The 17,681-nt window shown below is 65.1% G+C and carries 15 protein-coding genes; 1 reads left to right on the forward strand and 14 read right to left on the reverse strand.

Going from position 1 to position 17,681, the window contains the following annotated elements; translation table 11 throughout:
• Positions 1-10: 10 nt before the first annotated feature.
• The 14 genes from BN3270_RS07820 to BN3270_RS07885 form a co-directional block, all read right to left on the reverse strand.
• Complete coding sequence (locus BN3270_RS07820; RefSeq protein ID WP_058986550.1) at positions 11-730, reverse strand: glutamate ligase domain-containing protein; 720 nt, start codon at positions 728-730, stop codon at positions 11-13.
• 45 nt (positions 731-775) lie between these two features.
• The gene (murC, locus tag BN3270_RS07825; RefSeq protein WP_058986547.1) at positions 776-2,188 is read right to left on the reverse strand and encodes a UDP-N-acetylmuramate--L-alanine ligase; all 1,413 of its coding nucleotides are present in this window, start codon (positions 2,186-2,188) and stop codon (positions 776-778) included.
• A gap of 61 nt (positions 2,189-2,249) precedes the next feature.
• Complete coding sequence (gene murG / locus BN3270_RS07830; RefSeq protein ID WP_058986551.1) at positions 2,250-3,347, reverse strand: undecaprenyldiphospho-muramoylpentapeptide beta-N-acetylglucosaminyltransferase; 1,098 nt, start codon at positions 3,345-3,347, stop codon at positions 2,250-2,252.
• A 72-nt stretch (positions 3,348-3,419) separates the two neighbouring features.
• Positions 3,420-4,100, reverse strand: a complete 681-nt coding sequence (locus BN3270_RS07835) for a Mur ligase family protein (RefSeq protein ID WP_058986552.1) — start codon at positions 4,098-4,100, stop codon at positions 3,420-3,422.
• Positions 4,101-5,138, reverse strand: a complete 1,038-nt coding sequence (mraY, locus tag BN3270_RS07840) for a phospho-N-acetylmuramoyl-pentapeptide-transferase (RefSeq protein ID WP_058986553.1) — start codon at positions 5,136-5,138, stop codon at positions 4,101-4,103.
• Positions 5,131-6,576, reverse strand: a complete 1,446-nt coding sequence (locus tag BN3270_RS07845; protein ID WP_058986554.1) for a UDP-N-acetylmuramoyl-tripeptide--D-alanyl-D-alanine ligase — start codon at positions 6,574-6,576, stop codon at positions 5,131-5,133. Before BN3270_RS07845 ends, mraY begins: the two co-directional genes overlap by 8 nt.
• A gap of 15 nt (positions 6,577-6,591) precedes the next feature.
• A complete protein-coding gene (locus tag BN3270_RS07850) occupies positions 6,592-8,070 on the reverse strand; it encodes a UDP-N-acetylmuramoyl-L-alanyl-D-glutamate--2,6-diaminopimelate ligase (protein ID WP_271711965.1) in 1,479 nt (492 codons plus the stop codon).
• Between the two features lie 18 nt (positions 8,071-8,088).
• Positions 8,089-9,804, reverse strand: coding sequence for a peptidoglycan D,D-transpeptidase FtsI family protein (locus tag BN3270_RS07855; RefSeq protein WP_082673431.1), 1,716 nt, complete (start codon positions 9,802-9,804; stop codon positions 8,089-8,091).
• A gap of 158 nt (positions 9,805-9,962) precedes the next feature.
• The gene (locus tag BN3270_RS07860) at positions 9,963-10,418 is read right to left on the reverse strand and encodes an FtsB/FtsL family cell division protein (protein WP_058986556.1); all 456 of its coding nucleotides are present in this window, start codon (positions 10,416-10,418) and stop codon (positions 9,963-9,965) included.
• 45 nt (positions 10,419-10,463) lie between these two features.
• The gene (gene rsmH, locus BN3270_RS07865) at positions 10,464-11,444 is read right to left on the reverse strand and encodes a 16S rRNA (cytosine(1402)-N(4))-methyltransferase RsmH (RefSeq protein WP_058986557.1); all 981 of its coding nucleotides are present in this window, start codon (positions 11,442-11,444) and stop codon (positions 10,464-10,466) included.
• Positions 11,445-11,462: 18 nt separating this feature from the next.
• Positions 11,463-11,891 carry a division/cell wall cluster transcriptional repressor MraZ gene (locus tag BN3270_RS07870; protein WP_058986558.1) on the reverse strand — a complete coding sequence of 143 codons (429 nt, stop codon included), beginning with the start codon at positions 11,889-11,891 and terminating at the stop codon, positions 11,463-11,465.
• Between the two features lie 387 nt (positions 11,892-12,278).
• Positions 12,279-13,220 carry a site-specific tyrosine recombinase gene (locus BN3270_RS07875; protein ID WP_334258427.1) on the reverse strand — a complete coding sequence of 314 codons (942 nt, stop codon included), beginning with the start codon at positions 13,218-13,220 and terminating at the stop codon, positions 12,279-12,281.
• On the reverse strand, positions 13,217-14,815 hold the full coding sequence (locus BN3270_RS07880) for a CTP synthase (protein WP_058986560.1): 1,599 nt from the start codon (positions 14,813-14,815) through the stop codon (positions 13,217-13,219). The genes BN3270_RS07875 and BN3270_RS07880 overlap by 4 nt, the downstream gene beginning before the upstream one ends.
• A 168-nt stretch (positions 14,816-14,983) precedes the next feature.
• The gene (locus BN3270_RS07885) at positions 14,984-15,850 is read right to left on the reverse strand and encodes an NAD(+)/NADH kinase (protein ID WP_058986561.1); all 867 of its coding nucleotides are present in this window, start codon (positions 15,848-15,850) and stop codon (positions 14,984-14,986) included.
• A gap of 222 nt (positions 15,851-16,072) precedes the next feature.
• Here BN3270_RS07885 and murJ point away from each other — a divergent pair, with 222 nt between their 5' ends.
• Complete coding sequence (gene murJ, locus BN3270_RS07890; RefSeq protein ID WP_271711966.1) at positions 16,073-17,677, forward strand: murein biosynthesis integral membrane protein MurJ; 1,605 nt, start codon at positions 16,073-16,075, stop codon at positions 17,675-17,677.
• Positions 17,678-17,681: the final 4 nt, after the last annotated feature.

Below are 17,681 nucleotides of genomic sequence, written 5' to 3' on the forward strand. Positions count from 1 at the left end.
ACGAAAATCCTTACGCGCGCGTGCGCTCGGCCACGAGCTTTTTGAAGACGCGGCCGCGCTCTTCATAGCCGTTGAACTCGTCGAAAGAGGCGCAGGCAGGCGACAGAAGGACGATATCGCCTTCGGTCGCATGGGCGAGCGCCACATCGAGCGCGTCGGCCATATGGTCGGCCGTGTAGACGGGCAGGGTCGCAGCGGCGAAGGCCCCGGCGAAGCGGTCGCGGGAGGCGCCGTAGAGGACGACGGCGCGGCAGTGGGCTTGGGCCTGCGCCACCAATTCGCCCAAATCGGTCATCTTGTCGGTGCCGCCCAAGAGGACGATCGGCTTGCGCGGCTCGAATGCCGCAAGGGCCTTGAGGGTCGCATCGACGTTGGTGGCCTTCGAATCGTTGTAGAAGGCGATGCCACGGGCCGACCCGCAGGCCTCGATGCGGTGTTCGAGCGAGGTGAAGCTCACAAGACCGGCGGTTACGTCGTCGGCCGACTGACCCAGGGCCAGGGCGGCTGCCGCGGCATGCAGGGCGTTGCTCACGTTATGGGCGCCGGGAATCTGCAGGTCGGACACCGCGCAGAGGGCGGTGTCCTCGCCCCCGCGCGCCACGACGAGCATGCGATCGCTCGCGCGGACGAAGGCCGCGGAATCGCTGCCGCAGGCTGCGCGCATGTCGCCTTCGATACCCGCTGCCGTCCCCACCGGCACGTAGGCGAAGCCGCTGTCTCTTATAAGCATCTAGAGGTGTATAAGGGACAGGAGCGAGGCGTGCTTGGCAATGGCCTAGTTGGCCTCGCGCTGCTTGAGGGCGGCGATCAGCTCGGGGCCGACCTGGGTGACGTCGCCGGCCCCCATCGTGATCACGAGGTCGCCGGGACGGGCCACGTCGAGCATGGCGGGCACGGTGTCGAGTCGATGGGCCACGTAGTTCAGGGGCGGATGTTTGGCGGAATCGTTGAGCACGTCCATGAAGGTGCCGCCGTTGACGCCGGGCACGGGGGTCTCGCCCGCCGAATAGACGTTCATGAAGGTGACCGTGTCGGCCTCGTCGAAGGCATGGGCGAACCCGTCGCGCAAGACGTCGGTGAAGAGCTTGACGCGCGAGTAGCGATGGGGCTGGAAGAGCACGTGCACCCGTGCGAAGTCGAGCTTCTTGGCAGCGGCGATCGTCGCGGCGATTTCTGTGGGATGGTGGGCGTAGTCGTCGACGACCGTGACCCCGTCGGCCACGCCGACCAGGTCGAAGCGGCGACGAACGCCGGCGAATTCGGCCAAGGCGCGCGCCGCGGCCTCGACGTCTTCGCCCAGGGCCCACAGAAGGGTCAGGCAGCCGGCTGCGTTGAGCACGTTGTGACGGCCCGGATTCTGCTTGACCGAGCCCTCGACACGCGTGCCGTCGGGCAGCTCGAGGGCAAACAGGCTCCCCACCCCGTTGGCCTTCCACGAAAGGACGCGGCTGTCGGCGCCTTCGACCTCGCCATAGGTCACGACGCGCTTGCCCGTGGACCGGGCGAGCTCGACCAGGGTCGGATCGTCGTTGCAGACGACGACCACGCCCTCGTCGGGCACCTGGCCCATGAACTCCTTGAACTTGGCGCGAATCTCGTCGAGTCCGCTGTAGTGGTCGAGATGGTCGGCTTCGACGTTGGTGACGAGCACGCCGTAGGGATCGAGGTAGGTGAAGCTCTTATCGCTCTCGTCGGCTTCGACCACGTAGTAGGCCCCCGTGCCGGAATGGGCGTTGGAATGGTAAGCGCGCACGATGCCGCCGATGAGGAAGGTGGGATCCTCCCCCATCCCGTCGAGCGTCGAGGCCACCATCGACGACGTCGTGGTCTTGCCATGGGTACCGGCCACCGCCAGCGTCTTTTTGCCCACGCCGAGCGCGGCGAGCATCTGGGCGCGATGCCAAATGGTCAGATTGCGCTCTTTCGCGGCGATGAGCTCGGGGTTGTTGGGCAGGATCGCCGTGGACACCACGACGATGTCGGGGTCGGGGTCGCAGGGGATGTTGGCCGCATCCTGTCCGATGAAGACCTTGACGCCGGCCTCCTCGAGCTCGTGCGTGTAGCGGCTCTCGCGCAAGTCGGAGCCCGAAACGTCCATACCCTGGTCATGGGCGACGATGGCGATGCCGCTCATGCCCACACCGCCGACACCGATGAAATGAACCCGTTTGATCTGCTCTTCCGACATAGGACGCGCGCACCTTTCGCATGAAGGGGACGATTGATTCGAACCTGTATTGTAGCGCCTGTCAGCGCTTGGCGGCCTGGCTCACAACATCCGCCAATTTGGCCGCCGCATCACCCGTCTCGAACGAGGCCGCCGCGGCCCGCATGCGCTCGCGCACCGACGCATCGTCGACGAGCTGGCCGAGCAGGCGGGCGAATTCCGGCGTTTCGACCTTGTCGTCGTCGATCTCGAAGGCAGCGCCGGCGGCAACGTACTCCCGGGCGTTGGTCGCCTGATGATTGGCCGTCGCGTAGGGATAGGGCACGAGCAGGGCCGGAATCTGCAGGGCGGAAATCTCGGCGAGCGAGGTAGCGCCAGCGCGCGACACCACCATGTCGCAGGCAGCCAGCACCTGGCCCATCCGGTCTTCGTAGCCCACCACGGTCCACCGCTTGGCTTCCTCGTCGGTGAGGGCCAGCTGCGCCGTCACCGCATCGAGCTCCTTGGGGCCGGTGATATGACGGACGTAGAGGTTGGGGCGAGCGAGCAGGTCGGCCTTGCATGCGGCGAGAGCGGTATTGATGTGGCGGGCGCCCAAGCTGCCGCCGAAGACGACGAGCATGAGAGCGTCGTCGGGCACCCCGGCGTAGGCGCGGCCCGTCTCTCGCGTGGCATCGAAGACCGACCGGCGCACGGGGTTGCCCGTCACCACGGCCTTGGCGGGATCGACGGTCCCCCGACCAGCCACCTCATAGGTAAGGGCCACGCGTGCGGCCTTCTTCGCCAGATATTTGTTAGCCATGCCCATGATCGAGTTCTGCTCGTGCACGACCACGGGTACGCCCATCTGCTCGGCCGCGCGTCCCACCGGGATGCACACGTAGCCGCCGAAGCAGACCACGACGTCGGGCTTGATTTCAGCGAACCATTGCTTGGCCTTGCGCGTCGAGGCCGCGATCAATTTCACGGCATGGAAGATGCTCGCGGGATGGCTGCGGTTGAACCCCGCCGCCTCGAAGGCGGTGAAGGGGACCCCCGCTTGGGGAACCAAACGGGACTCGACGCCCTGGGGCGTGCCGGCGAAGTAGACGGTATGGCCACGACGCGCGAGCTCGTCGGCAAGGGCGAGGGCGGGGTTGATATGGCCGGCGGTGCCACCGCCGGAAACGACTACGTTCATCGCAGTCGGCTCCTTTCTCTCGAGCTGCGCGCGGGGTGCGGCGCAGGGGTTGGCGCTGTCTCTTATAAACCTCTAGCTGTGTATAAGAGCCAGAACCCGAACTAGAGGTGTAGAAGAGAGAGACCTATGCCAGGTGACATGGTCGGGCGTGATGTTGAGGAGCACGGCGACGTTGGGAGCGAAATCGACCGTGGACGCCAGCTGAAAGGACGAGACTTCGGCCACGTAGACGGCGGGAGCGTCGTGCGCCACCGCGCCGATGCAGGTGTCGCCGATGTTGCCGACGGCACGAGCGCGCAGGCCCGCGCCTGCGAGGATATGCTCGATGAGCGAAGTCGTCGTCGTTTTGCCATTGGTGCCCGTAACAGCCACCCAGCGGGCATCGGCGGCGCTCTCGCGCCAGGCGAATTCCACTTCGCTCACGATTTCTGCCGACACTGCCTTGGCGCTCTGGTAGAAATCGGAAAACTCCGAAATGCCCGGGGAGGCGATGCACAGGTCGAAGGACCCCTCAAGGGGTCCCTCGCCCCAGATGACGCGCGCCCCGCGCTCTTCCATTTCCGAAGCCGTCGCCTGGGAGCGGTCGTTGCCCGCGCCTGCCGCAATCGTCACGCTCGCCACGCGATCGCCCAAAAGGTCGAGACAGTAGGCAGCCGATGCCGCCCCGCTCTTGCCCAAGCCCAAGACGAGAACGTCGCCCAAGGTACGCAGGGCCTTCTTTCGGTCGGGAAGGTAGACGGATTCGCTTGCCATTTACATGACCCCCATAATCGATTCCGAGAAGTACCAGAGGAAGCCGATAGCCGCAAGCGTACCAGAGACGATCCAGAAACGGATGACCACTTTGACCTCGCTCCATCCCTTCTTCTCAAAGTGATGGTGGAGCGGAGCCATGAGGAAGAGGCGCTTCTTGGTGCGCTTGTAATGGACCACCTGCAGGATGACCGAAATAGCCTCGGCGACGAAGAGGCCACCGATCACCAGGGAGACGATCTCGGTCTTGGTGACGATCGCCAGACAGGCCAGGCCCGTGCCCAAGGCGAGCGAGCCCGTGTCACCCATGAAGACGTCGGCCGGGTAGGCGTTGAACCAGAGGAAGCCGATGCAAGCGCCGGCGATGGCGGCGGCGAAGATCGACGCGTCGAGCAGGTCGCTGCGGTAGGCGATGGCGCTCATGACGACCATGACCACCATGACGGTGCCGGCCGCCAAACCGTCGAGACCGTCGGTGAGGTTGGTCGCGTTAGACATGCCGGCAATGAGCAGGACGCAGAAGATCACGTAAAGCCAGGGAATCTGCACGCCGCCGACCGTCGTGGTGAGAACGCCCAGATCGATCGAGCAGACAAAGGGGATGGTCACCACCGGGGATATGCCGAGGACGTTGACGGCCAAAAGGCAGAAGGCGATCGCGATGAGGAACTGGAAGATGAGCTTCATGGGCGGGGTAAGGCCCAAGGATTGGTGCTTGAGCACCTTGGACGCATCGTCGACCAAACCCAGGGCGCCCGTCAGCAGGGTGGCCGCCAGAAGGAGCCATTGCTCGCAGGACCCCTGGCCCACGAGCACGACCGAAATGGCCACGCCGACCAACATGATGAGGCCGCCCATGGTCGGCGTGCCCTGCTTGACCAGGTGGGTGGCCGGCCCGTCGTCGCGCACCTCCTGGCCGATGTGGTCGCGCTTCAGGATGCGGATGAAGCCCGGCATGAAGGCCATGGTCGCCGCTGCGGCCACCACGATGGCCAAAAAGAGCAGAAACGAGGGATAGGGAGCGAAAATGCTAAGCATGCGTTGGTACCAAACCTTTCACCACGGCTTCGAGACCCACCGAATGGGAGCCCTTGACGAGCACGCAATCGCCCGGCCCCACGAGCGGCTCGACGGCGGCCAAAGCCGCCGAGGCATCGGCGACCGTGCGCACGTGGGCGCTCTCGATGCCCGCCTCGATCGCGGCGGCGGCGACGAAGGGCGCGAACTGGCCGACCGCAACGAGCTCGTCGACGCCGGCGGCCGCCGCCCAAGCGCCGGCCTGGGTGTGCGCCTCTTCGGAAAAGGACCCGAGTTCGCCCATGTCGCCGAGGACGGCGATGCGCTTGCCAGCGACCTTCATCGTCGCGAAGGTGGCAAGCGAGGCACGGAGGGAGTCGGGATTGGCGTTGTAGCAATCGTCGATGACCGTCGATGAGCGCAGGCCCGCCACCGCGTGTTGGCGGCCCGCAACGGGACGGGCGCCTTCGAGGGCGGAAACGATCACCTCGAGCGGCACGCCCCAAGCCGAGCCCACGGCCGCCGCGGCGCAGGCGTTCTGCACGTTATGGGCGCCTGCGAGCCTCATGCGGCAGGCAGCCTGCCCTGCCGGCGTATGGAGCACGAAGGAGGGCGCGCCCTCCTCGTCGAACGTGATGTCCGACGCGTAGACAAGCGGGCGCAGGTCTTCGGGGTAGGAAGCGGGATCGGCCCCCGACCCATCGAAAGGATAGAGGCGGGCGCCGTGGGCAGCGACTTCGCCGTATGCAACGAGCTCGCGCACGAAGTCGTCGCTCGCGTTGACGAAGGCAAAGCCAGCGGCCGGAACGGCGGCTAGAGCCTCCGCCTTGGCGTGGGCGATGGCGTCGCGGCTGCCCAAGAGCTCGATGTGGCTCTCGCCGACGTTGGTGACGAGCGCCGCATGGGGCTTGAGGAAGGCGCAGAGGGCATCGAGCTGATGGAGGCCCCGCATGCCCATCTCGACGACGACGAAGGCCGTCGTGCGGTCGGCGCGCAAGAGGGTGGCGGGCACGCCGAGCTCGTTGTTCTGGTTGCCTTCGGTGGCCACCGTCGTGCCGGCAGCCGAAAGGACGGCCCGCACAAGGTTCTTCGTGGTGGTCTTGCCGCTCGAACCGGTAACGGCGAGCACCTTGCCGGAAAGCTCCCCGCGCCAGGCGCGCGCCAGATCGGTGATAGCAGCGAAGGTGTCGGGCACGCGCACGATGCCCGCGCCCGCCGCACAAGCGGCATCGCGCACATCGCTGCCCGGATCCCGGCTCACCAAAAGGCAGGCAGCGCCTGCCGCAAGGGCGGCCCCGCAAAAGTCGTGGCCGTCGACGCGGGCGCCGGGTAAGGCCACGTAGACGTCTCCCGCACCGACCGTGCGGGAATCCCAGGCAATACCCATGCATCGGCGCTGGCCGGGCACAAGAAGGTCCCCACCCGCATGGCGGGCGAGCTCGTTGACGCTGTAGTCCATGGAATCGAAAGCCCCCTAGGCCTGGCCGAAGGCCCGCTCCAGCTCTTCACGCACCGTTTCCGCGTCGGAGAAGTGCGTTTTCTCGGTACCGATGATCTGATAGTCTTCGTGCCCCTTGCCGGCGACGAGGATGCTGTCCCCCGGCTCGGCATGGGCGATAGCCGCCGCAATCGCGCGACGGCGGTCGGGTTCGACCACGTAGCGGCCCTCCCCCTCCCGCATACCCGGCAGGATGTCGGCGATGATCGCATCGGGGTCTTCGGTGCGCGGGTTGTCGGAGGTGACGACGGCGAAGTCGGCCGACAGGGCGGCGCGGCCCATGATCGGGCGCTTGGCGGCATCGCGGTCACCGCCACAGCCGAACACGACGATCGTGCGGCCCTTGGTGAGATGCTCGACGGCCGAAAGGGCCTTCTCGAGCGCGTCGGGCGTGTGGGCGTAGTCGACGAAGACCGACACCCCGCCCTCATGGGCCGCATGCACGCGTTCCATACGGCCGGGCACCTGCGGGGCGCTTTCAAGGGCTTCGACGATCGAGGCCGGGTTGATGCCCAGCTCGAGCCCGATGCCGAAGGCCGTCATCACGTTCGACACGTTGAAGCGGCCGGCCAGCGGGTAGGTGAAGGCGTATTCCTGGTCGCGCACGCTTAAGACCACATCGGTATGGGTGGTCGCGTAGTTCACGGAAACGGGATGGATCTGCGCAGCGGGCTCGAAACCGGTGGTGACCACGTGGTCGCCGGCGGCCGAGCAGCGCTTGAGCAGTTCCTTGCCCCATTTGTCGTCGATGCAGATGACGCGACGGGCCGGATAATCTTTGGAGAAGAGCAGGGCCTTGGCCTCGAAATAGGCCTCGAAGGTCTTGTGGTAGTCGAGGTGGTCCTGAGTCAGGTTGGTGAAAGCGGTGACGGCGAAGCGGCTGCCCCAGGTGCGTTCCAAATCAAGCGCGTGGGACGACACTTCCATGGCCACCTTCTGGCAACCGGCGTCGCGCATACGGGCGAAGAGGGCCTGAAGGTCGCAGGATTCGGGCGTCGTGCGCTCGGCATGCTCCATGGCAGACCCGATGCGGTTGCCGATTGTGCCGATGACGCCGGTTTTGAAGCCCGCAACGGAGGCGATATGCTCGACCAGGTAGGTGGTCGTGGTCTTGCCGTTGGTGCCCGTCACGCCCACCAGATCGAAGTCGGCCGACGGGTTGCCGTGGAAGTTGGCCGCCGCCTGGGCCATCGCGCGACGCGAGTCGGACACGATGATCTCGGTCACGTCGGTCGCGTCGGCCAGATAGACCTTGCGCTCTGCGACGATGACCTTGGCGCCATGGTCGATGGCGTCCTGCGCGAAGGAATGGCCGTCCACCTTCGTGCCCACGATGCAGAAGAAGGCATCGCCGGGCACCACTTCGTCGCTACGGTATTTGATACCGGTCACGACCTCGTCGGGGTTGCCCAGAATCGTGGACGTAATCCCCTCGAACATATTCCTGCAAGTCATACCCATAGGTGCGTTCCTTTACTCAGGAGTTATCGAATAGTGGTTCACGGCAAACTGCATTATATCCTTAAAGGCTCCGGCGGTACTTCCGCTGTTGGGAACTTCAGATACGCTCACAAAACAGACCAGCTTGGAGGTCGTGTGGGGCAAAAAGCCACAGAAGCTGATGTTGTATTTGCCCTTCACGTAGCCCGAAGACCCGTCGGCGGTGTACTGGGCCGTGCCCGTCTTGCCGGCCGGTTCGAAGCCCTCCATCTGCCCGTCGGTGCCCGTGCCCGTTTTCACCACCTGCTGCATCATCCCCACGAGCGGCTCGATAGCGCTCGTGTTCTCGATGATCTGGTCGGACGCGTAGCTCTCCCCTTCCCCGCTTTGCGGCTTGGAAAGGAGGAAATGGGGCTGCCAGGCCACCCCGTTGTTGGCGAGCGCCCCATAGAAGCGCACCATCTGCAGGGGCGTCACCGTCACGCCTTGACCGAAGCTCACGTTGTAGGATTGGGCGGTCGACCAGGTCGACTGGTCGGTCAGGCGGCCGCTCGATTCCCCTGGGAAGTCGATGCCGGTCGCGCTGGTGAGCCCGTAGGCCTGGATCTTGTTGTAGAGGGGCGCGAATCCCAGCTTGCTCGCGGCGAGCGAGGTGCCGATATTGGACGATTCGGCCAGGATCTCGGTGAGGGTCATGGTCTTGCTCGACCGCTCATGGGCGTCGGTGATCGTGAACTGGTCGGCCGTCAGCCTGTTGGGACAGTAGATCTCGCTTTGGGGGCCGAGCACGTTGGCCTCGAGAATCGCAGCCATCGTCACGCATTTGAAGATCGAGCCCGGCTCGTAGGCGGTGCTGATCGGCCGCAGGGTGGTCGACCCGTCTTGAATCGAGCTGCGGTCGCCGGGATTCATATAGGGGGTCGAAGCGCACGCGACGACCTCGCCGGTGGCCCCGTCGTAGAGGACGGCCTGCCCCTGCTTGCCTTTAAGCTCGCCCACGGCCTGGGTCAGGCGCGATTCGAGATACTCCTGCATAGTCACGTCGATCGACACGACGATATCTTGGCCGTCGGTAGCCGCCTTGACCTCGCGCACGCCGCCCGTGACCGGGTAGCCGTTGCCGCCGCGCTCCACTTCGAGCTCGCCGTCCTCGCCGGAAAGCACGTCGTTGTAATAGAGCTCGAGCCCCGAGACGCCCTTGCCGTCGACGTCGGTGAGGCCCACGATCTGCCCGGCCGTCTGACCGCAGGGGTACACGCGCTTCACGTCGCCCAGGAAGTAGACGCCGTCGAACTTCCGGTCCTTGATCTTCTGGGCGGCGTCGGTGTCGGCCTTGCGGTAGAGGTAGGCAAACGACGCGTTTTCCTTGGTGAGCGAGGCCTTGTAGTCGTCGGCGCTGCCGCCGAAGACCTCGACAAGCGCCTGGGCCACCGCGTCGGGGTCAGTCACCTCGGAAGGGTTGCAGTAGATGGTCGTCGCGTCGACGCTCATTGCGAGCACGTTGCCGTTGCGGTCGTAGATGGTCCCGCGACGCGCGCTTTCGGTCACGGTCTGGGTACGGGCGCTGATGGCGCTGTCGGCATTCTGGGGGCCTACGATCAGGCTCAGATAGACGAGGCGGCCGCAGACGGCCAGGGCGATGATGCCGAAGACGAGCACGAAGAAAGCCAGGCGCGAGGCCGCGTCCTTGCCCGTTTCGTTCATCGCGGCCTGACGGTGGCGGCTCGCGTCGTAGACCGAAGGGCGCATGCGCGCATCCGTGCGCCTGGCGCCCGCACGGGATCTGCCCCGTGCGGGGCCGCCCCTGCGGGAAGACGCCGCGCGAGAAGGGCGGCTCCCCTCCTCGATGCGGCGGTTCCCCCTTCGATCATGTCCCTTTCGACCGTCCATGGGCTGGCCGCGCTCCCCTATTCGTGCGCTGCGCGCTCGAGCGTGCCCGAGAGGGACAGGGACCCATCGTCGTTATAAGCAACGACGTCGGCGGGTACGGTGATGGTTTCCACCGAAGCGGCTTCGTGCATGCCGAGTTGCGAAGCAGAATTCTTCAGGGACGCCGGAGCGAGCAAGGTGCTCTTCTGCAGTTCGAGGTTGGCGTTTTCCGACACAAGCTGCGATACCTGGGCGGAAAGCTTCTGCTGGTCGATGGTGGTTTCGGTGGCCATCGCCGTGAGCTGCACGCGTACGAGCGAAACGACCGCGACGGCTATGCAAACGGCGAGCGCCATCTTGAACAGGGCGACGGCGCGCGCCGACACGCCGGCGCGACGACGGCCGACGACCACGCGCACGCGGGCACGGCCCGCACGCTCGTGCAGCTGCGGTGCGGTGGCACCATGCTGATATGCTCGAGCGGCGCTGGCCATGTGTTCGTGCTCCTTTTATGCGGCGCGAAGGCCGCCTTGCTTCGTTTACCTATACGCCCTCGGTTCGACCGGGAGCTTTTCGGCGACGCGCAGCTTTGCGCTGCGCGCGCGTGGGTTGCGCTCGATTTCCTCTGCGGTGGGGACGACCGGGCGATGGGTGACAAGCTTGACAATCGGCACATGACCGCAGGTGCACACCGGAACCTCCGGCGGGCAGATGCATCCCGCAGCGAACGTGCGGAAGGTGTCCTTCACGATGCGGTCCTCGAGCGAGTGATAGCTGATCACCGCGACGCGGCCGCCGGGCGCCAGCCACCTGATCGCCGCCTCCAAACCGGACCGCAACACGTCGAGTTCCGCGTTCACCTCGATGCGCAGGGCCTGGAAGGTGCGCTTGGCGGGGTGTCCCCCGCGCCGGCGCGCCGAAGCGGGAATCGCCGCCTTGATGATCGCCACAAGCTGGTCGCTCGTGCGAATGGGTTCGCGCTCGCGCTCTTTGACGATGAATTCCGCGATGCGGTTGGCCCATCTCTCGTCGGAATAGGTGCGAATGATCCGGGTGAGATCAGCTGCGGTGTAGTGGTTCACGATCTCTTCTGCGGTTAAGGTCTGTGTCCCCGGGTCCATTCGCATATCCAGCGGTGCCGTCTCCTTGAAGGAGAAGCCGCGTGCCGGCGTGTCGATCTGCACGGAAGAGACGCCGATATCGAAGAGAATCGCATCGATGGAGGGCACCTCGGCCTGAAGGAGCAGATCGTCGAGAGAGCCGAAGTTGCCGCGCAATAGGTGCAGTTCGGGCCGCTGGTCATCGGGAAGGGCGCCCAAGCGCTCGCTGGCGGCGGCAAGCGCCACCTCGTCTTGGTCGATCCCGATCAGCGTTCCGCCCGCGCCTATCGCTTTGGCAACTTCGAGGGAATGTCCTGCCCCACCGAGCGTTGCGTCCACGAATGTGGTGGTGGGTTTGAGCTTCAGGTATTCGAGGCACTCGTCGAGCAGGACCGGAATATGCCGATATTCGCTTGTCATGGTTCACACGCCCCCGAACTACTCGCTGAACAGGTCGGACAAATCGACGCTGTCCACGAAGTCGGTCCATCGTTGCGCGTCCCAAATCTCAAGGTGGTCGTCGTTGCCCACGAGCACTACGTCCTTCTGCAACCCTGCGGCGTCGCGCAGTTCTGCAGAGATGCCGATGCGACCCGAACCGTCGACTTCCACGTCGCGAGCGCGCGAGTTCAGCACCGTGCGCAGCCGTGCCATCTTCGGGTTCGAAGCCCGATACCCGCCCTTTGCTTCGAAGAACGAGTTCACCCACGCGCTGAACGCAGTCGGTTCGAACACGTAGAGGCATTCGTCTTTGGGAGAACGGGTCACCTTGAGATTTTTCGGAAGAACCTTGCGGAAATCGGCGGGCAGGGACACGCGTCCCTTGGGGTCGAGCTTGTGGTGGTGTTCGCCAACCAGTTCGCTCACCCTGCTTCCTCTCTCTCCGGCGGTTCATCCGTGATGCAATACTATCCCACTTTATCCCACCCGACAACACCAGCAGGGGAATTCGCCCCCCACTTCTTCCCCACTGAGCGGGCAAAACACGGGGAGTAGAACAGACGGGCACCGGCCCTTTCCCAGATGTTGCGAACGGGGTATCGGTTAGATCTAGATGTTGTGGTGGAGGGTCCGGGGCAGAGGGTGGCATGAAGTGGGGCGAGTTTTGAAGAACAGATGGATGGCCCCGGATGGGCGCATCCGTACGACGGAGGGGAACCGTTCCCCTCCGAGCACGCGATCGCCTGCTCCGACGCGGGCGTCGGAGCGGGCGATAACCGCGAAACGCGGCAGGGGGCGCCCCGTGCGCGCAGGCTAGCGCAAACGGGCCCGGGGATGGGCGTGGACGTATTCTTCCTTGATATGGGATTGCTGCACGTGCGTGTAGATCTGGGTGGTGGCTATGTCGGCGTGGCCGAGCATGTCCTGGATGAGGCGCAGGTCGGCACCGCCTTCGAGCATATGGGTCGCGCAGGAATGGCGCAGGGTATGGGGGTGCAAATCGGCGATGCCCACCGCTCGTCCCGCTCGCGCCACGATCGCATGCACGCTCTGGCGCGAGATGCGGCCGCCGCGCGCGTTGAGGAAGACGGCGTTGGTGGGGCGAGCATAGGCTTTCACCAGATCCGGCCTGCCGTCCTCGAGGTAGCGGGACAGGGCCCGCGCTGCCGCGCCGGAAAAGGGAACGAGGCGCTCCTTGTCGCCCTTGCCCACCACCCGCAAAAACGAACGTTCGCCGTCGATGCGGTCGATGTCGAGCCCGCAAAGCTCGCTCACGCGCAGCCCGCACCCGTAGAGCACTTCGAGCATGGCCCGATCGCGCAAATCGCGCGGAGCGGAACCGTCGAGCGCGTCGAGCAGGGCCCCCACTTCCTCGATGCCGAGCACGTCGGGCAGGCGGGTGGGCTTTTTGGGAAGGACGAGATCGCTCGTGGGGTTGCGCGCGCAAGCCCCTTCGCGCACGAGGAACTTGTGGAAGCTCTTCAGCGTCGCCACGGCCCGAGCGACCGAAGAAGAAGAAAGGGACCGGGCCTGGGTGAGGTAGTCCTCGAAGGCCACCACGGCGCCGCGGTCGATATCGTCAAGCGAAGCGAGCGGCGCCCGGGAAAAGCCGAGCGCCGGATCGGTGAGAAAGGCGCGATAGAGCGACAGATCGTGGCGGTAGGCGCGCACGGTCTCGCGCGAGGATGCCCGCTCGACGGCGAGGTAGGACAGAAAGTCGTCGACGGCCTCGTCTATGGAAGGCGCCGCGCTTATCGTTGGTCCTTGGCCGCATGCACGAAGGCCGTAAACAGCGGATGCGGTTTGGTCGGACGGCTCTTGAACTCGGGATGGGCCTGGCTGGCCACGAACCAGGGGTGGTCGGCAAGCTCGACCATTTCCACCAAACGGCCGTCGGGAGACTGGCCGGACACGACGAGCCCCGCCTCTTCGAGCTTCTTGCGATAGACGTTGCTCACTTCGTAGCGATGGCGATGGCGCTCGTAGATGACCTCTTCCCCGTAGGCTTCAAAGGCCTTGGTCCCCGGCGCGAGCTTGCAGGGGTAGGCTCCCAGGCGCATCGTGCCGCCCTTGTTCTCGACGTCTTCCTGTTCGGGCATGAGGTCAACAACCGGGTATTCGGCCTGTTCGTCGAATTCGGTCGACGTGGCGCCGCGCATGCCCGCCACGTCGCGGGCGAACTCGCACACGGCCGCCTGCAGGCCCAGGCAGATGCCCAGATAGGGCACCTTGTGCTCGCGGGCGAAGCGCACCGCCTGAATCTTGCCTTCGAAGGCACGCTGTCCGAAGCCGCCCGGGACGAGGACGCCGTCCATGTCGCCGAGCACCTCGTCGACGTTGTCGGGCGTGACGGTTTCGCCGTCAACCAGATGGACGTCAACGTTGACGCCGTTGGCCACGCCGGCATGCCCCAGAGCCTCGATCACCGACAGGTAGGCGTCGGGAAGGCTCACGTACTTGCCCACCACCGCGATGTCGACAGAGCCCTCGCAGCGGTCCTTGGCGTCGAGGAAGGCCTGCAGGGGCGCCAGGTCGATCGGGGTGTTGTCGAGACCAAGGGCCTTGAGGACCTTCTCGTCGAAGCGCTGGGCGCGCAGGCGCATGGGGACCTCGTAGATGCTCGGGGCGTCGGAGCATTCAAGCACGTGGTCGGGCGCGACGTCGCAGAAGAGGGCGATCTTCTCACGGACCTTTTCCGTCACCTCGTGGTCGCTGCGGCACACGATGAAATCGGGTTGAACGCCCATCGAGCGCAGCTCCTTGACCGAATGCTGGGTGGGCTTCGTCTTCACTTCGTGGGCGGCCGAGATGTAGGGCACGAGGGTGCAATGGATGAAGACCGAATTGCCCAGCCCGAGCTCCTTGCGGAACTGGCGGGCCGCCTCGATGAAGGGCTGGCCTTCGATGTCGCCGATCGTGCCGCCGATTTCGGTGATGACGATGTCGGCCTGGGTCTGCTCGCCCACGCGGCGCAGGCGCTCCTTGATGGCTTCGGTCACGTGCGGGATCACCTGGACGGTGCCGCCCAGAAAGTCGCCGCGACGCTCGCGGGCGATAAGGGTCTTATAGATCGAGCCCTGGGTGAAGTTGGATTCGCGGGTGAGGCTCTCGTCGATGAATCGCTCGTAATGCCCCAGGTCGAGGTCGCCTTCATGGCCGTCATCGGTTACGAAGACCTCGCCGTGCTGGAAGGGGCTCATGGTGCCCGGGTCGACGTTGAGATAGGGATCCATCTTCTGCATGGTGACCTTGTAGCCATGCGCTTTCAGCAAGTGGCCCAACGATGCGGCCGTGATGCCTTTCCCGAGCGAAGAAACGACGCCGCCGGTAACGAAGATGTATTTGCTCATGATGCTCCTTGATAAGCCCGTACAACCCGCAATGGCAGGGCACGTCTTTCATGCGGAACATGTCGGCGTGCGCTGGCACTGCACACGCCTTTTGATTCTACTGCGTCAGCGAACGACAGAAGGGACGGGGCAAAATTTTTCCCATTCGCAACATAAGCGGGGCGCGGCCTAGAAAAAGACCTTGCTCGCATGGGCGTAGAAGCCTTCGCGCTTGTAGCGCAGAAGGACGGTGGGCGCCGCCCCGCGCGAGATGCGCAGCTTGGCGATCGGCGCCTCGAAGGAGGCCGCGAGCCCGTCGATGAACAGCTCGGCCTCGTTGCTCCCCACCGCGTCGTTGACCGCGACCTCGACCACGTCGTTGGGGTCGCAGACGATTGCGCGGGCGTTGAGCGAATGCGGAGCCACCGGCACGGTGATCAGACCGCGAAAGCCTGGGGCCACAAGAGGGCCGCCGGCGGACAGGGCGTAGGCCGTCGAACCCGTCGCCGTTGAGGTGACCAGGCCGTCGCCGCGCATGTTGGCGATATGCGAGCCGCCGATCGACAGGTCGAACTGGACGATGCGCCCCGAGGCCCCGCGGGTGAACGCCGCCTCGTTGAGACCGAAGAAGCAGCGCGTGCCGTCATAGCGGGCCGGAGCCATGCAGCGCGCGTCGAAGGCCGCCTCGTCGTCGCCTGCGCACATGACCTCGATGCGCATGTTGGCGCGCTCCTCACGGGTCGTGTCGCCCGCAAGGGCGGCCGCCACCGTCGCCACCACCCCCGCATCGTTTTCGTTGGCCAGAAAGCCCAAATGGCCGTAGTTGATGCCCAGGATGGGCGTACCCGAAATGCCCATGAGCTTGGCCGTGCGGAGGATCGTTCCGTCGCCTCCGAGGGCGACGCACATGTCGCAGGCGGGGGCGTCGTAGTCGTCGCAGTCGATCGTGTCGATCGTGTCAGACGCGATGCCTTGGCTCATCAGGTACGTCTGGAGCATCACCGAGGCGTCGAGGGCCTCGGGGTTCTCGGAATTCCGCACCACCAGCATGTACATGTTCAAGCCTCGCTTTTCTCTCTGCTTCGCGCTTCTCTCGGCTCAGTATAGCAATCCTCCGCCCCACCCCACCGCTTGCTCGGGGGCGCGCAAGGCGCCCGGGGGCAAGCGCATACGGGAGCCCCATGGTGTTCTTGCGCCTCGACGCCCCCGCACCCGCTTGCCCCGGGCGCCTTTGCTAGTATTGCCCCATCCCTGTTTTCCATTGAAAGGTCGGCTCTCGTGGCCCACGATTCTCACGATTCCTCGTCATCGGTCATTCGCAACACCGGGCTTATGACGCTCGGCACGCTCGGCTCGCGCCTCACCGGTCTGGTCCGCACCTGGGCCATGGCCTTCGCTCTCGGCAACTCCCTGCTCACGAGCGCCTACCAAGTGGCCAACAACCTCCCCAACGTCATGTACGAGCTCGTGGCAGGCGGCTTCCTTTCCGCGGCCTTCCTGCCCGTCCTCCTACTCGAACGCGAAAAGCACGGGCAAGAGGGCGGCAACCGCTACACCTCCAACATCCTCAACCTCACGCTTATCGTGCTCGGCCTGCTTTCGCTGGTCTGCTGTATCTTCGCCCCGCAGGTGGTGTCCACCCAGACCTTCACCGTGGGCAACGATGCCGAAGTAGCCGAGGCCACCACCGAGTTCTTCCGCATTTTCGCCTTCCAAATCGTCTTCTACGGCCTCGGGGGCGTCATCACCGGCGTGCTCAACGCCGGGCGGTCCTTCTTCCTTACCTCTATCGCGCCGGCGCTCAACAACGTGGTCGTCATCGCTTCCTTTATCGCCTACATTCCCCTGTCCCACATCGATTCCGAACTGGCCCTCAACGTGCTCGCCGTGGGCACCACCGCCGGCGTCGCCGTACAGTTCGTGATCCAGATACCCGCCCTCGTGAAAAGCGGGTACCATTGGGAGCCTTTCATCTCCCTCTCCGACCCCGCGATCAAGGAAACCCTCAAAATCGCCCTGCCCTCGATCATCTACATCGTCGCCAACCTCGTCGCCTTCACCTTCCGCAACGCCTTCAGCCTGTCGGCCACCCCGAGCGGCCCGTCGATTCTGGGATACGCCTGGATGTGGTACCAGCTGCCCTACGGCGTCGTAGCCGTGTCCCTGTCGAGCACCATGTTCACCGAAATGAGCGATTCGGTGGCCAAGGGAGACCGCGCGGGCCTCCTGCGCAACATCAACCAGGGCCTGCGGGGCACACTCTACCTGATCATCCCCCTTACCGGCATGCTCTTCGTGCTCTCCGAGCCCCTCATGGGCCTCTTCCACGCGGGCGCCTTCGGGTCTTCCGACGTCACCCAAGTCGCAAGCGTCCTGTCCATCTGGGTGCTCAGCCTGCCGATCTACTCTGCCGCCATGTATCTCTACAAGGCCTTTGCCGCCATTCGCAAGCTCATGGCCTTCTCGCTCATCAACATCGCCTGCGTAGGCGTGCAGGTCGGCCTGTACGCCGTGCTCAGCCAGCCGGACGTCTTGGGCATCTACGGCGTGCCGGTGGGCGATTTCGTCTACTATCTCGTGCGCGGCATCGCCTCCCTCGTCCTGCTGCGCCATTACGTGGGCGCGGCCGACATGCGCGGGCTCGTCGCGATGGGCGTCAAGACCGTGCTCGCCACCCTCTTTGGCGGCGTCATCGTCTGGGCCCTGCTCGCGGTGGTGCCCCTGACGTCGACGGCCGGCATCGGCGCCGCGCTCCTGCAGATCGTCATCGGCGGCATCGTGGGCCTTGTCACCATGTTCGGAGCCACCAAGGTCTTGCGCGTAGAGGAATTCCGCGTTATCGGCTCGCTTGCGGCCAAGCTCAAAGGCCGTGCGCGCCGTTAACGAA

It is taken from the genome of Hugonella massiliensis, assembly GCA_001486445.1.
Taxonomy (GTDB): domain Bacteria; phylum Actinomycetota; class Coriobacteriia; order Coriobacteriales; family Eggerthellaceae; genus Hugonella; species Hugonella massiliensis.

Bases quoted from the DNA above. Each gene is read 5' to 3' on its own strand.
- BN3270_RS07820 (WP_058986550.1), bottom strand. From the start codon at position 730: ATGCTTATAAGAGACAGCGGCTTCGCCTACGTGCCGGTGGGGACGGCA.
- murC (WP_058986547.1), bottom strand. From the start codon at position 2,188: ATGTCGGAAGAGCAGATCAAACGGGTTCATTTCATCGGTGTCGGCGGT.
- murG (WP_058986551.1), bottom strand. From the start codon at position 3,347: ATGAACGTAGTCGTTTCCGGCGGTGGCACCGCCGGCCATATCAACCCC.
- BN3270_RS07835 (WP_058986552.1), bottom strand. From the start codon at position 4,100: ATGGCAAGCGAATCCGTCTACCTTCCCGACCGAAAGAAGGCCCTGCGT.
- mraY (WP_058986553.1), bottom strand. From the start codon at position 5,138: ATGCTTAGCATTTTCGCTCCCTATCCCTCGTTTCTGCTCTTTTTGGCC.
- BN3270_RS07845 (WP_058986554.1), bottom strand. From the start codon at position 6,576: ATGGACTACAGCGTCAACGAGCTCGCCCGCCATGCGGGTGGGGACCTT.
- BN3270_RS07850 (WP_271711965.1), bottom strand. From the start codon at position 8,070: ATGACTTGCAGGAATATGTTCGAGGGGATTACGTCCACGATTCTGGGC.
- BN3270_RS07855 (WP_082673431.1), bottom strand. From the start codon at position 9,804: ATGCGCCCTTCGGTCTACGACGCGAGCCGCCACCGTCAGGCCGCGATG.
- BN3270_RS07860 (WP_058986556.1), bottom strand. From the start codon at position 10,418: ATGGCCAGCGCCGCTCGAGCATATCAGCATGGTGCCACCGCACCGCAG.
- rsmH (WP_058986557.1), bottom strand. From the start codon at position 11,444: ATGACAAGCGAATATCGGCATATTCCGGTCCTGCTCGACGAGTGCCTC.
- BN3270_RS07880 (WP_058986560.1), bottom strand. From the start codon at position 14,815: ATGAGCAAATACATCTTCGTTACCGGCGGCGTCGTTTCTTCGCTCGGG.
- BN3270_RS07885 (WP_058986561.1), bottom strand. From the start codon at position 15,850: ATGTACATGCTGGTGGTGCGGAATTCCGAGAACCCCGAGGCCCTCGAC.